Source organism: Pseudoalteromonas rubra, assembly GCF_005886805.2.
In the GTDB taxonomy this organism is placed as follows: domain Bacteria; phylum Pseudomonadota; class Gammaproteobacteria; order Enterobacterales; family Alteromonadaceae; genus Pseudoalteromonas; species Pseudoalteromonas rubra_D.
The window spans coordinates 1,839,809-1,853,033 of record NZ_CP045429.1 but is presented as its reverse complement, the minus strand read 5'-3'; the positions used below and the strand labels follow the sequence as shown (position 1 = coordinate 1,853,033).

At 47.3% G+C, this 13,225-nt stretch carries 13 protein-coding genes; 2 read left to right on the top strand and 11 right to left on the bottom strand.

The annotated features are described in order from the left end of the window. Positions 1-24: 24 nt before the first annotated feature. The 8 genes from CWC22_RS07990 to CWC22_RS07950 all read right to left on the bottom strand — a co-directional run bounded on the left by CWC22_RS07990 (position 25) and on the right by CWC22_RS07950 (position 4,738). Complete coding sequence (locus tag CWC22_RS07990; RefSeq protein ID WP_138538788.1) at positions 25-363, bottom strand: hypothetical protein; 339 nt, start codon at positions 361-363, stop codon at positions 25-27. An 18-nt stretch (positions 364-381) separates the two neighbouring features. Next, a complete protein-coding gene (locus CWC22_RS07985; protein ID WP_138538787.1) occupies positions 382-747 on the bottom strand; it encodes a hypothetical protein in 366 nt (121 codons plus the stop codon). A 15-nt stretch (positions 748-762) separates the two neighbouring features. Next, positions 763-1,209 carry a GNAT family N-acetyltransferase gene (locus CWC22_RS07980; RefSeq protein WP_138538786.1) on the bottom strand — a complete coding sequence of 149 codons (447 nt, stop codon included), beginning with the start codon at positions 1,207-1,209 and terminating at the stop codon, positions 763-765. A gap of 75 nt (positions 1,210-1,284) precedes the next feature. Further along, on the bottom strand, positions 1,285-2,082 hold the full coding sequence (locus CWC22_RS07975; RefSeq protein ID WP_138538785.1) for a hypothetical protein: 798 nt from the start codon (positions 2,080-2,082) through the stop codon (positions 1,285-1,287). Positions 2,083-2,147: 65 nt separating this feature from the next. After that, the gene (locus CWC22_RS07970; RefSeq protein WP_138538784.1) at positions 2,148-2,711 is read right to left on the bottom strand and encodes a hypothetical protein; all 564 of its coding nucleotides are present in this window, start codon (positions 2,709-2,711) and stop codon (positions 2,148-2,150) included. Positions 2,712-2,842: 131 nt separating this feature from the next. Next, the gene (locus CWC22_RS24420) at positions 2,843-3,523 is read right to left on the bottom strand and encodes a hypothetical protein (protein WP_230090632.1); all 681 of its coding nucleotides are present in this window, start codon (positions 3,521-3,523) and stop codon (positions 2,843-2,845) included. A 150-nt stretch (positions 3,524-3,673) separates the two neighbouring features. Beyond that, complete coding sequence (locus tag CWC22_RS07955; protein WP_138538782.1) at positions 3,674-4,081, bottom strand: hypothetical protein; 408 nt, start codon at positions 4,079-4,081, stop codon at positions 3,674-3,676. Between the two features lie 111 nt (positions 4,082-4,192). Then, positions 4,193-4,738 carry a hypothetical protein gene (locus CWC22_RS07950; protein WP_138538781.1) on the bottom strand — a complete coding sequence of 182 codons (546 nt, stop codon included), beginning with the start codon at positions 4,736-4,738 and terminating at the stop codon, positions 4,193-4,195. A gap of 877 nt (positions 4,739-5,615) precedes the next feature. On the opposite strand from CWC22_RS07950, the gene CWC22_RS07945 reads away from it, so the two are divergent. Beyond that, positions 5,616-8,027, top strand: a complete 2,412-nt coding sequence (locus CWC22_RS07945) for a TonB-dependent receptor (protein WP_138538780.1) — start codon at positions 5,616-5,618, stop codon at positions 8,025-8,027. A 68-nt stretch (positions 8,028-8,095) separates the two neighbouring features. Further along, complete coding sequence (locus CWC22_RS07940) at positions 8,096-9,664, top strand: tetratricopeptide repeat-containing sulfotransferase family protein (RefSeq protein WP_138538779.1); 1,569 nt, start codon at positions 8,096-8,098, stop codon at positions 9,662-9,664. Between the two features lie 154 nt (positions 9,665-9,818). Here CWC22_RS07940 and CWC22_RS07935 read toward each other — a convergent pair whose 3' ends face one another. From CWC22_RS07935 to CWC22_RS07925, 3 genes are all read right to left on the bottom strand, one after another. Continuing rightward, positions 9,819-10,487 (bottom strand): GntR family transcriptional regulator, encoded by a 669-nt coding sequence (locus CWC22_RS07935; RefSeq protein ID WP_049864999.1) that lies wholly within the window; start codon positions 10,485-10,487, stop codon positions 9,819-9,821. 186 nt (positions 10,488-10,673) lie between these two features. Further along, positions 10,674-12,167 (bottom strand): aldehyde dehydrogenase (NADP(+)), encoded by a 1,494-nt coding sequence (locus CWC22_RS07930; protein WP_138538778.1) that lies wholly within the window; start codon positions 12,165-12,167, stop codon positions 10,674-10,676. Positions 12,168-12,221: 54 nt separating this feature from the next. Further along, entirely contained in the window at positions 12,222-13,223 is a 1,002-nt protein-coding gene (locus CWC22_RS07925; RefSeq protein WP_125561545.1) for a 4-hydroxyproline epimerase, read from the bottom strand. Between the last annotated feature and the right edge of the window lie 2 nt (positions 13,224-13,225).

Here is a 13,225-nt window from a genome sequence, read left to right as displayed (position 1 = left end):
ACTTTTTCCTCCTTGTTTCCTGCTTCAGTTTGATTGTTTCAGATCATTGTCGACATCAAAAAATTCTTCAATACAAAAGATCAACTCATCGTAAAATGATTCTACTGTTTCATATTCATCGTCCAATAGCCAAGTATTGTAGAAAAGCTCCTCTAATCCTGCGCGGTGCTCCTCCCCATCGGGTACACCCAATGCGTCAAGCACTATCGAAAACAGCTCTTCAGAGTAAGGGATGTTAAACTCACTTTCCGTTGCGTCAGCTATTTTATTTGCTGCTATGCCCTGCTCATAAGCAATAAACAATAAATCAAGCAGCGTCTGTTTATCGATGCGTCTTTTGAAGTGCTTTGTCACTCTTTCCATGCAGCTGTGTTCCAACAATTACGCTTCTAATGGGCTGTGGTTAAAAAACGGCTTCAGCTCTTCAAACTCCATTAAGGCATAGTACTCTTCTGGTTTTATACCTATTGCCACAAAAGAAGCGTCAAGGCCTGGAATACTTGATGTAATATAAGCGCGACCGATCCCCCTGTACGCTTGAGCCCCTTGGCTGATTTCAACCTCATCACATGAGCCTTCGATTCTAAACCACTCCTGGGGGATCTCTATGTGCGAGTCGCCTTGTGTAATGAAAAAAGCCCTATGAACGTTGAAAGAAAGCATCACAGTCTGGCCGCTTGGTGTATCTATTAGCCAGTTATGATCATGGCTGTCACAATATTCAACTTCTACAATTTCAAATTTCATGATTTTAAATTCCATTTAGTCTAATGCACTAATATCTTGCTTCAATCCGCTAATCGCAGCAAGTTGTTCTATGTCAGGTTCACCAGTTAATTCACCTTTAAGCGAGCGAATGAACCAAGCGGTGCCATGCTTGTCGTCTAAAAATATCTCGAACCCACATGCTTGATAGAAACGATGCACTCTGTGGTCTTCAAAAGCGGTATGCCCAAATACAAAGTCAATGTCCCTTTCTGACGCGTACTCGAACGCATGGTTAATCAAAATTGAGCCAAACCCTTTTCCCCTAAAATTCTCAGGTTCCTCATGTATCCAGAGGTCGCATATTTCAAGCCTGCCATCATTTGCATGCATCTGCAGATATCCAATATACTGACGTGGGCTGATCCTTTCAATTTTAGAGTGATCTGACTCGGTGCAAGTCTTCAAGCGATAGTTTTGTGATGTGTACTCTGTTACTAACATGCTGTTCCTTAGATAGTATCTTGTCTGCGGTTCCTTCCGGTAACCTCTAATCCAATATCTCTAATGACCAAGCTATCACCTGCTTTGCATTGATAATATGCTTGACGAATTAAGAAAATCTTCTAATGCATAAACCACATTTTGGACTGATTGTTGATCTAGCCTATTGAGCGATTTGAAACACAGTTGATTACTGTGTGCTTGTTTAATTCGTTTCAAACGGTTTAACTTAAAATTCCCCAAGATATTCACGTTCGGCTCAGTACAAGAAAATACATATATGAACAGTTGGCCTAGTAAAAATGAAGTTGACTGGGTATTGTTCTCTGTTTTTCCCATGTGTGATGTCGCCTTTGCAACCGTACCAAGTCGCACCGACGTACGAGAGTATGCAAACATCTTACTCGTATCATGCTTCGCTACATAAATCTTAAAATACTCAGGAATAGTTTGCTTCTCGAAGAATCTTTGCAAGTCTTCTTTAGGAATTGAGTTGGTACCAAGTTTTGTGTACTCAGCAAGCATGGTTTTCATGGTGATCCATTTGGAAAACTGTTGGAGTTGTAGCTTATCCAACTTCATATCACAAGGAGTGCAGGCATTTTGGAGAATAGGTTTAACCTTTTCTTCCAGAGCACTCATCCAACCATTATTGCAGGTGGCGCATACAACCCTAAATTTCTTAGTCGATACGTCTCCAGAGCGAGTGTTAATACTCTCTTCAGCGTCATCCAATTTCGGAGTTGCCTGAACAGCCCCCTCAATATATTTAGCTGCTTCATTTTTGCCAACCTGCTTTCCAAGCCAACTTGGCCAAAAGTGCTCTTTAGTCAACCCACTTTGCCCACAAAAAATGCAAAACCTCTGAGACATAGTTATCCTTTTTACCCATCAACCCATTCAGTATAACGTTTTTAACTTTCAACTCTTATTCAAACTTATCTTAAAATACTATTATACTGATTTATATTAGATAGACCTTTTCCTCGACGAAGATTAAACTCGCTTAAACGACCAGTTCCATCTGGAAAAGCATAATGTGTCGAAAAATCATTAAGTATATGAGCAAGATTAGACAAATCCTCCTTTGATTCTGGCAACTCAACCCATAGGCTTGTAATACCCTCATAAACTGGCTTTTGTATAACAAACTCAAATTCAGAAATGCCCTCCATCAGCTTTTCATGAGCACCTATTGTATAAACTCCATCTCGAAACTCTTTATCTACAGTTACACTTAACGCATATGCATAAGAAGTTACTGAGAAATCTTCATCAGGCTGCTCAATCATTTCTTCACTAAGAGTAAGGGTATATTTGCCGCTTTTGAATATATCTCCACGATCACTCTGAATTGACTTAATTAGCGCAGTTGGCGAGCTAAAGGAATACTCAAAATGCTCATTTGTCTTGCTAACGCAAGATAAGGAAATAACAGTTCCTACTATTGCCGATGTCGCCCACTCCTTTAATTTGCGTAAGCTTAATTTTTTCTTTTTCATTGCTACGATATTCCTATTCAGATTCTGCTCTTGAAAATGTAGTAAACGCCATCAACACCTACCAGCTCACAGCTATGCTTTTCACAATAACCATTTCACCAATCAGCCCCACTGAAGAAACACGGCAAAGCCTAAATTTTAATGCCAGTTGTCTGTATACGTGCATAAACGCCGTTTAATGCATCTGATAGCTGTAGTAAGTTCCCATTATATTTGTCAGTCACAACCTGCCTTGAGCTAAAGCCAAACAGATCTGCCACAACACCATGATCGACATTTTTTGCTAGGTGAATAATTAGGGAGTCTTCAAACGTTTTTGCCGTTGCCCAATCAAGTCCGGCGTTTGAGAGTAGTTTATTAACCTTGGCCCTTAAGTTTGTAGGCTGCTTATTCACTCCAGCTTTTACCACTCGTTCGCTCATTGAATATCCATACAGCCGATCATTTAACAACACCGGGGCATACTCACTTAACCCCAGATATGTATTTAGATTGTGCCGGAACTCTTTCGGCAACTCCTGCTCAACGTACCAATTCAAGTAGCGCTCAAGTGACTGACAAAATACCTCTGGTACTTCTATTTCTCTGTCTTTACCGTTTCGACTATAAGCGCCTGGTAACAGCCACTTCTTATAGGCGTGACCATGAACATCAATAAGCTGGTGTACTTTTAACTGGTTATGCTCAATTAGTGACAGCGGAACATACGCAAGCTGCGTAATTAGATACTGATCTTTAATTTTGAACTTGCCTGCACACGCGCACGTAAGCAGTAGACGAATATGACCATCTGTAAAAATCTGCCTTATCATCTATCGTTGCATAAACCATATAGCAAAGTATGCAATATAGATTAGTCAATCTCTGAGCAAAAGCAATGTTCCCACCTTTGGCAACTAATGGAATATTGGAATAATGGGAATGAGCGAAACGGGGCACACTCTGGCCAACTAATGAGCTTATTAACTGACCCCAATCCTTAGTAAGGGCATCGGTATTTCTAATTTGTGCGCGACAAAATAAACAAGCATGATAGAAAAGCCAATCGCTAATGTCGTTAAACTCCGAAAGAGCACATTTCTGATTTGTGCATTTCTTTCCATTCGAGTGATCAATGTCTCTTCATCAGATAATTTTTGGTGATGCTCATACAACTTCTTATATGCTTCAAAGGCATAGCTCTTTTGATTCCCCTGATCAGTTCCTTCACTACTGATAGCTGCGTCAAGGGTGCGTTCGAACGACTCCAAATCATGAAAAACCTTCTTTTCGAAGTTCAACATTCGTTTAGTTGTATGGTGCAAGGAGTCTACACCATTGCCCAGCTTCTTCTTTTCCTGTGGCGATCCGTTGTCTGGTCTAAATGCCATTCCTCCCCCCTGTTGCTCCAAGTTCGAATACTAACTATCAACTCAGACTAACCAGTACTAATGAAAATCGCAATTCCTCCACACGCCCGAACTTTCCAACATCAATTCTACTCACCCCCCATCCCGCGTAGCCCTGATCCGCATATCAACATACCAGTTGTCGCTGCCGTCAAGTTGCTTGCTGCTTTCCCAGACAAAGCCCTTGTCGCTGATCTGGCTAAAGCGAAAACGTGCGGGTTGTAGCTCGCCGCCTGGCAGGCGCTGTTCAACTTTGAGGTGCACGCCGTCTTTATCCCGGTGTGCGGTAAACGGGTTGAGGGTCGCGTTCATTTGTACGGGCAGAAATACCTGATGCCAGCGCTTGTCTTGCAATGAATAAGATCTGAGTGTTCTGCCGGCGTAGGTTACATTACCCTGTGCATCCAGCAGGCTGAAATCGTCGACCACCATTTTATTGTCAAAGGCGTACTGGGCTTGCCATCGACACGGGGATGAGAATTGCACTTTCCCTTGCAGGTCCAGCTGCTCATACTGGCACTGCCAGTGACCAATCAAAAAAGCATAATCGCTGGCCGCCGCTGGTGCGTCGGGATACAGCTCGGCACTATAAGATGCAAAAGAACAGGCACTGAAAAAACACAAAGATAAGAGTCGCATAGTGGGCTCACAAGTAGAAACATCCATATTCAGTATGCCGCTTAATATGGTGCCGGCAAAGTGTTGACTGCAATATTCATAAAGCGAGAAGGGCCAGATTCACCCTGTACGCACTTCTATACCCACCAGAATCAGCATCCCATAAGGCATAGACAGACAAATTCGACGCACAAAATTCGTCTATATTTCATAGCGAAAAAGTCGTCAGCATCGTCGGGCTGGATGACAGTGCCAGTAAATGGAATGGGTCTCCGGGCACACACTACTGCAAACTTTACGCGGTCGATATCAAACAGTAATCAGCCCTCACTCAAAAACCGCAATTAAGCGGAACCGTGTGTCTCAAATAAGGCACACGGCCTTCAACTGAAAAAAACCGCCATGGAATGAACAATTCTGCACGCCTATTCACTGTACAAATAAACCCCAAGCAGTCTTCCTCTGACAGCACCGCATACTTATTCACTTCGCACAATCCAAACAAAATTCGCCATCAGTCCGAAAAACAGCAGCATAACCGACAGTTCAGCACCTCTAGAATTGGTTAACCCCGGCTATTTAACGCATAAACTTTCACCTTTCCAAGGCAACAAGGTGATTCACACAATAACTAAAAATGCATATTCAATTCAAAATGGTGCATACCAAACCCCGAAAACCAACTAAAAAACCCAAAGAAACCAGAATAACGCAAAAAATTTTTTTACTGCAATTTCATGCACAATTCTGACTAAAAACCCATTGATAGTGAATATTTTTGCAAATATAATAAATAATTATCTTCGTACCTTTTTTGATAATCTTGTTACGAGATTCACTTTATGCTTTCTTAGTTTGCATAAAAACAACAACCAGAACACATCCGGGATGTAAAATAATGCTAAAACCAAAACTCATATCTCTGGCCATCGCTACGGCTTTGCCAGGCTCAATTATGCTCAGTGCAACAGCACAGGCCGATGAAGCAGGTGCCGAAGAGAAGTCTCTGGAAGTTATCCAGATCACAGCTACACGCCGTAGTGGCTCAGTTCAGGAGGCCCCTTTAAACATCACCGCACTCGATGCGGATATAATGAAAGATCAAAACATTGGTGAACTCGCCGATGTGGCACGTTGGGTGCCAGGTCTGACTGTGACCGATCAGGGTGGTCGCTCTGGCTCACCGATCATCGTTCGCGGCCTTAACACCAACTCATCAGGCCCGGATCAGGATGGCGGGACCGTTGCAACCTATGTGAATGAGATCCCCGTTTCGCTGGATATGCGCCTGACTGACGTAGAACGCGTAGAGGTATTAATCGGCCCACAAGGTACCTTATACGGCGCGGGTACCCTAGGCGGCGCTATTCGCTATATGCTTAAAGCGCCAGAGTTGGACATCACCACAGTGCAACTGTATGGCGACTTATTTCAAAACTCAGAGAGTGATTCAGTTGGAGGTGAAGGTGGCTTTATTTTCAACACCCCCATCATCGAAGATGAACTGGCGCTGCGTGCCAGCCTGAACCAGTATGAAGATCCCGGATTTATTGATTACAACTATGTGGTCCGCGAAGGCGGGGCTTCTTTGGCAGATCCCAACTGGAGCAGTCAAAGTGACGTTGATAACAACCTCAAACGCGTAGCCGATGCCAATGGCGAAACCACCACCACTGGCCGCATTTCTGTGCGCTGGAAGCCAAATGACTGGTTCGATGGCACGCTGAACTATTTTTACCAGAAACAAGAAAGTGAGGGCCGCTCGATAGTACATTATCAGGCACTCAACCCGGCAAACGGACTCAATGATCGCATCGGCAAATATGAATCGGCCTATCGCTATGAAGAGCCCAGAGACAAAGAAGATGATCTGCTGAGCCTGGAATTAAAAGCCGATCTGGGATTTGCAGAACTGGTTTCTGCATCGGGCTGGTCCAGCTTTGAAGCCGATGGTCAGCGCGACCAGACCGATCTGCTGATCCGCCTCGATTATGGCTATGAAGAATTCCCGTCCTTCTCGGCGTTTACCCGCGAAGAGGAAGAAGAAGACACCTTCACGCAGGAGATCCGGCTGGTGTCGCAGGGCGACTCAGCCTGGAACTGGATTGTGGGTGGCTTCTACAACAAATTCGAAAGTGATGCCAGCAGTAAAGAGTTCACCCCAGGCTTTGGGGAGTTTGCCGTAGCTAATTTTGGTGGCGAGCAAACCCGCCCGGACAACCTCGAGTATTTCTCGGTCGACCGCAGTGAAATCACAGAGCAGGCCCTGTTCGGGGAAGTGGGTTATCAGGTCAATGACAAGCTAACCATTACCCTGGGTGCACGATTTTATGAGTATGAAGTGAAGGCAGAGTCCGCCGTTGACTTCCCGCTGGCCAATACGCTATACAGCGGCGCAGGTCCAAGCGACATAACTCTGGACTTTAAGCAAAACAATGCTGAAGACGATGGAAACCTGTTTAAGTTCAACGCCAATTACCAGTTTACAGACTCAGTCATGGCGTACATCACGGCCAGTGAAGGTTTCCGTATTGGTGGTTCCAACGGTCTGGCGCCGTGTCCGGATCCCCTGCCTGACAAACAGATCGGTTGTGGTATGCCCGACGAAATGCTGTACACCGCGGACACCACCACCAACTATGAATTGGGTCTGAAGAGCACCTGGTTAAAGAACCGCCTGCATTTCAACGCGGCCATTTTCAATGTTGACTGGGATGATGCACAAATTGCCGGTGCCACTGTGGTTGGCCAGCTTCCGTATACCTCTAATGCCGGAACAGCCAACGCCAAAGGGGTTGAGATCTCCACACGTGCTATCCTCAGTGACTCTATCAGCACGTATGCAACCTATGCCTACACTAAGGCAGAGTTAACCTCGGATGCACCTTACTTATTTAATGCCGATGGCACCGATGGCGGTCAAGATGGGGACAGACTGCCCGGCTCTCCGGAACATCAGTTCTCATTGGGTATAAATTACGAAACTGAAGTGCTGGGCGATAAAACCCTGGATATCAACTATGGCCTGACGGCACAGAGCGATATCATTTCCAAAGTGGGTCTGCGTGACAGTGGTGAAACCCTCTCAGGTTATGGGATCAGCAACTTGTCTGCCAAACTGACCGGCGATATGTGGTCAGCCACTTTGTACGTCAACAACCTGTTCAACAAATACGCCTTTACCTCAGTGCGTCGCGATGTGCGGGATATTACGACCGCCAACGGCGCTGAGATCCAGCGTAACTATGGCCACTACCTGAACAAACCACTGACAGTCGGCATTAAGTTCGACTATCAGTTCGAACTTTAGTAAATTGAACTCTCCCGCTGAGGCCCATCCATTGTGATGGGCCTTTATATAACAAGTGACAACCCACAATGACGTCTATCCAGCAATTACACAGAAGCGCCATTAGCGCACTCAATCAGGGCCAGCTCGAAACCGCCCATCAATACCTGGTCAAACTGCTCAATGCATCACCAGACTATGCCGACGGCTATTTTCTGCTCGGTGTGATCAACCTTCAGGTTGGGCAGTTAAAAAAAGCAATCAAATTGCTCGAAAAGGCGCTGGAACTGCATAGCAGTGATGAATACCGAGCTCAGCTGACTAAGTGTTATGCCTTGCAGGGTGAGCTAACACTGGCCAGGCAAACCGCAGAGCAGACAAGTCCCGCTGCGTTGACTCGAGCACTTGATGCGGACACTTTTGGGGTGGCACTGAGCCACGTTGGCCTGCACGAGGACGCCTTGGCATTTTTCCGCCAGGCACTCAAGCTCACTCAGAGCAACGCGCAGTATTATTATAACTTTGGGGTTAGTGCGAAGTTTGTCGGCTTATTTGATGACGCTGAGCAAGCCTTTGAACAAGCGCTGGCATTAGATAAAGATCATCACAGAGCACACTTTGCTTTGTCTGATCTGAAAAAAGCCAGCGCAGAGCACAACCACCTGACCCGCTTACAAAGCGCCTTTGAGCGGGCAAACACACCCGAATCTCAGCTCCATCTTGGCCATGCTTTGGCAAAAGAATATCAGGATCTGGGTGAGTTTGATTCAGCGTACCATGCACTCAAACAGGGTAAAGCGGCCTTACACAGTGCACGCCCCTTTGGTCATCCAAGTAACGATGCCTTGTTCGAGCGCATTCAGGCGCTCAGTAGCGCCAGTACAGTCGATCCAAAGGCTGGCCACAGCAGCCGCGAGCCCATTTTTGTACTCGGGATGCCGCGCTCTGGCACCACCCTGGTAGAGAGGATCTTATCCAGTCACAGCGATGTGATGTCGGCCGGGGAACTACAGGATTTTGGGATCAGCGTAAAACGCCTGGCTCAGACCACCAGCCAGACCGTACTCGATCCACTCACACTCGAGCAAGCTTATCAGCGCGACCCACACCAACTCGGACTGACCTATCTGAATGCAACCCGGGTGGTTACCGGCAGCCATGCACACTTTGTCGATAAGCTGCCATTTAACTTTTTCTATGTTGATCTGATCCGCCGGGCGTTACCCAATGCCAAAATCATCTGTCTGATGCGTGACCCGATGGATACCTGCATTGGTAACTTCCGCCAGTTGTTTACTATCAACAACCCGTATTACGCGTATTCATTAGATCTGATGGATACAGCACGCTTCTACAGCCGATTTTATGATCTGATGCAGCACTGGAAGCAGCTTCATGGTGAGCAGTTTTATATGATGCAGTACGAATCCCTGGTTGATAATCCTGAGCAGGAAATCGCTAAACTACTGGATTATTGTGATTTGCCCTGGCAGGACAGCTGTATGCACTTTCATCTTAACGATGCGCCTGTATCAACAGCGAGTAAAGTACAGGTGCGTGAACCGCTTAACCGCCGCGCTATCGGGCGCTGGAAACGCTTTGCGCCACACACCGATGCCGCACAGCAGTATTTGCGTCAGCATGGTGTATTGTCATAAATGGCCTGGCATTGCCAAAACAAGTACTAGAGGCCAGGCTGACTGAAAGCCCGCCATGAGACTGGCAACAAACGCTGCGCGCCGGAGGAAAAAGACGCGTCCGGTGTGCACAGCGAAATAACGCGTTAGTTATAACGCATTAATATGTTGAGGCTTATTGTGCTTCCTGCTCAAGGCGCAGGAGCAAGGCTTTAATGTCGTCTTTTGCGCCTATAATGTGCTTTTTGAGAAATTCGCAGGCACCGGCTTTGTCTTTCTCGTGACACAGCTTAAGTAAAGTGCGGTGCTCTTCTGGTGCCGTTTTCAGGCCACCGGCAAGCAATATATGCATACGAACGTAACGCTCTGAGTTTTTACTGTAAACGTCGACCAGTTCTCGGGTCTGAGGGCGCTCAGCACGACTATACAACTTACTGTGGAATTCGGCGTTCAGTTTACCGGTTGCCAGCTGGGTATCACCCGCATCGGTCGCGTCTTCGAGATCGGCCAAAATGGCTTCAGCTTCCAGTAAGTCGCGTTTGGTCAGATTATCAATCGAATGGCTCAGTAGCTCTGCTTCCAGTATGGCGCGTAAATCAAAGATCTCATCAATCTGTTCGGCACTCAACCGGGTGACTGTGGCCCCTTTGTGAGCCTCAAAATTCACCAAGCCTTCGGCTTCGAGCTGCAATAACGCCTCTCTGACCGGGATACGGCTAACGTTCAATTCATCGGCCAGCGCAGCCTGACGCAGAGGTTCACCGGCTTTTATTTCGCCACACAGAATTTTTTCTCGGATCGCTTCCGCAACCAGTTGGGTTCGAGTTTTATGTACAATCGCCATAGGGTTAGTTAATTATTATCATTGGGATACATTATACGTGCATTGCCATAAATTGCACGCTGTGAGAGAGAAGGTTCACAGTCTATGAAATCATATCATGATCAAATAGGCGGTTACACAGGCTAAGGAACAAGCCTGTGCAACCGCACTCCACGGGGTTACAGAAGTTCTATCTTCTGAGGTTGCCTAACTCTGTACACATAACGGGCGTAAGAATCGCGTCATGGCCTGTGTCCCGACCGACGTCGAGCGCACATCTGTCGACGATGGGTAAGGTCCGCCATGATTCATCGAACAACACACTTCCACACCGGTTGGCATCTGGCCGAAGATGAGGCGGCCCACTTTGTAGCTCAACTCATCCAGTAGTGTTTCCTGAACCGCCATTTCCGCTTTGGTAGCGTGCACACTGGCTGTCAGCTGACCTTCTAACTGTTCCACCACACGCAGTAATTGCGCTTCATCACGGTAGCGCACAATCAGGGCACTAGGGCCAAAAACTTCTTCATGCAAACTGGCATCGTGAATGAAATCCTCTGCCTCACAAGCAAATAAATGCGCGTTGGCATGGAACGTCTGGCTCTGCTCACCACTTGCCAGTAAATCAACATGGGCATTGTGTTTCAGCTCAACCATGACTTTGTTGAAGCTGTCCAGAATACGGGGCGTCAGCAAAGTATCTGATGGTGCAGCCTGGATTGCGTTCATCGCGACGGATTCAAACTCAACCTGCCCTTGTGGTATCAGCCATAAACCCGGGCTGGTACAAAACTGGCCATTACCCATCAACAGCGACTGCACCAGAGATTTTGCAAGCTCACTCCCCTGCTCCTGTGCATAGTCAGGCAGGATCACCTGCGGGTTTACACTGCCCAGTTCACCGTATAACGGGATCACTTCTTCGCGCTGATGAATGGTGTCCAGCAGCGCTTTCGCTACATTCAAAGACCCCGTGAAACCCACTGCTTTCACATCTGCTGCACCCACCAGCTGGTGAGATAAGGCATAATCCGTGCCCTGGATCATCGAAAACACTCCATCAGGCATTTGGCAGTGACGGATCGCCTGTTCGATAGCCCCAGTCATCAACTCACTGGTACCTGGATGTGCAGTGTGGCTTTTCACAATAACAGGGCAGCCTGAAGCCAGCGCTGCTGCGGTGTCCCCCCCTAAGGTAGAAAAAGCATAAGGGAAATTAGATGCGCCAAATACAGCCACCACACCAACGGGCAAGTAACGTAGTTCGGTTGCAGGCTTAGGCAAAGGCGCACGATCCGGATCAGGAGCATCCTGACGTGTCAGTGCCAATGGCGCAAGATCTGCTTCCAGTGCAGCTGCGAAAGCATTCAACTGATTTACCGTGCGCATTCGCTCACCTTCAAGACGCGCTCTTGGCAGTCCGGTTTCCAGCATGGTGGTTTCGATCAGGCCATCACCCAGCGCCAGGATTTCTTCTCCAATTTTGCGCAAAAAAGCCGCACGCTGCGAATAAGGCACACGTCGGTAAGTCTTAAAAGCACGTTGCGCGGCCAAAATACCGGCATCCAGGTCGTCGGCCTCTGCATTGAAAAAGGGCTGATGATGTCTCTCATTGGTTTGCGGGCAAAACGCAAAAAATTGCCCATTGTCTGCGTTACCGCGCCATTGCCCGGCAATAAAACTCTGTCCTGTCAAAGTCATGGCTGTCTCCTTAAGACAAATAAGATGATGAGGCAAGTTGACTGCCTCACTTTGTTAAAGCACCTGAAACCCAAACGCGTACGGGTCGTCGTCATCTACAGTGATACAGTTATGGCCTGTTATACGGGCCCAACCCTGTATGCTGGGTAATATGGCACTGTGACCAGCTATTTCTGTCGTGCCTTCAATCCGGCCAATAAATTGGCTGCCGATGTAGCTTTCATGGACAAAATCCTCGCCACTTTGCAATGCGCCTTTCGCAAACAACTGCGCCATCCGTGCGCTGGTACCCGTTCCACAGGGTGAGCGGTCTATTGCTTTGTCACCATAGAACACCGCATTGGCGGCGCTGGAGTCGGCCTGTTTGGGGTCGCCGGTCCAAAGTACGTGAGACGCGCCACATACAGTCGGGTCTAAAGGGTGTACGCAAGCAAGCTGTGCATTGACGGCATCACGTACTTTAGGACTCATTGCCAATAACTCAGCTGCGCTCGTAGCATGTGTGCCTTTAAAATTCCTCTGAGGCTCAACAATAATGTAAAAGTTTCCCCCATAGGCAATATCGACCTGCAACTCCCCAATACCGGGGACTGAGATCACCTCATTCCGATGTGCCAGAAATGCGGGAACATTAAATAGCTTGACCCATTCCACCCGGCCATCGCGCATTGAATAATAAGCATCCACGCGACCCGCAGGCGTATCGAGCCGCAGCCGCCCCGGCTCTTTTGGTGTCACCAGGCCTTGTTGTAGCGCAAAGGTCACTGTGCCTATGGTGCCGTGACCACACATGGGTAGACAGCCAGATGTTTCAATGAACAAAATAGCCACATCACCATCTTCAGTGGTAGGTGGATACAGGAATGACCCGGACATCATGTCGTGACCACGCGGCTCAAACATCAGCGCACGGCGCACCCAGTCAAACTCAGCCAGAAAGTGCTGACGCTTGTCGCTCATAGTCGCGCCCTCAAGCTGCGGATGTCCACTGGTTACCAGTCGTACCGGGTTGCCACAGGTGTGCCCGTCAATGCAGAAGAATGTTCCCTTATTCATAG

Coding starts and splice junctions, on each gene's coding strand:
- CWC22_RS07990 (WP_138538788.1), bottom strand. CDS start 363: ATGGAAAGAGTGACAAAGCACTTCAAAAGACGCATCGATAAACAGACG.
- CWC22_RS07985 (WP_138538787.1), bottom strand. CDS start 747: ATGAAATTTGAAATTGTAGAAGTTGAATATTGTGACAGCCATGATCAT.
- CWC22_RS07980 (WP_138538786.1), bottom strand. CDS start 1,209: ATGTTAGTAACAGAGTACACATCACAAAACTATCGCTTGAAGACTTGC.
- CWC22_RS07975 (WP_138538785.1), bottom strand. CDS start 2,082: ATGTCTCAGAGGTTTTGCATTTTTTGTGGGCAAAGTGGGTTGACTAAA.
- CWC22_RS07970 (WP_138538784.1), bottom strand. CDS start 2,711: ATGAAAAAGAAAAAATTAAGCTTACGCAAATTAAAGGAGTGGGCGACA.
- CWC22_RS24420 (WP_230090632.1), bottom strand. CDS start 3,523: ATGATAAGGCAGATTTTTACAGATGGTCATATTCGTCTACTGCTTACG.
- CWC22_RS07955 (WP_138538782.1), bottom strand. CDS start 4,081: ATGGCATTTAGACCAGACAACGGATCGCCACAGGAAAAGAAGAAGCTG.
- CWC22_RS07950 (WP_138538781.1), bottom strand. CDS start 4,738: ATGCGACTCTTATCTTTGTGTTTTTTCAGTGCCTGTTCTTTTGCATCT.
- CWC22_RS07945 (WP_138538780.1), top strand. CDS start 5,616: ATGCTAAAACCAAAACTCATATCTCTGGCCATCGCTACGGCTTTGCCA.
- CWC22_RS07940 (WP_138538779.1), top strand. CDS start 8,096: ATGACGTCTATCCAGCAATTACACAGAAGCGCCATTAGCGCACTCAAT.
- CWC22_RS07935 (WP_049864999.1), bottom strand. CDS start 10,487: ATGGCGATTGTACATAAAACTCGAACCCAACTGGTTGCGGAAGCGATC.
- CWC22_RS07930 (WP_138538778.1), bottom strand. CDS start 12,167: ATGACTTTGACAGGACAGAGTTTTATTGCCGGGCAATGGCGCGGTAAC.
- CWC22_RS07925 (WP_125561545.1), bottom strand. CDS start 13,223: ATGAATAAGGGAACATTCTTCTGCATTGACGGGCACACCTGTGGCAAC.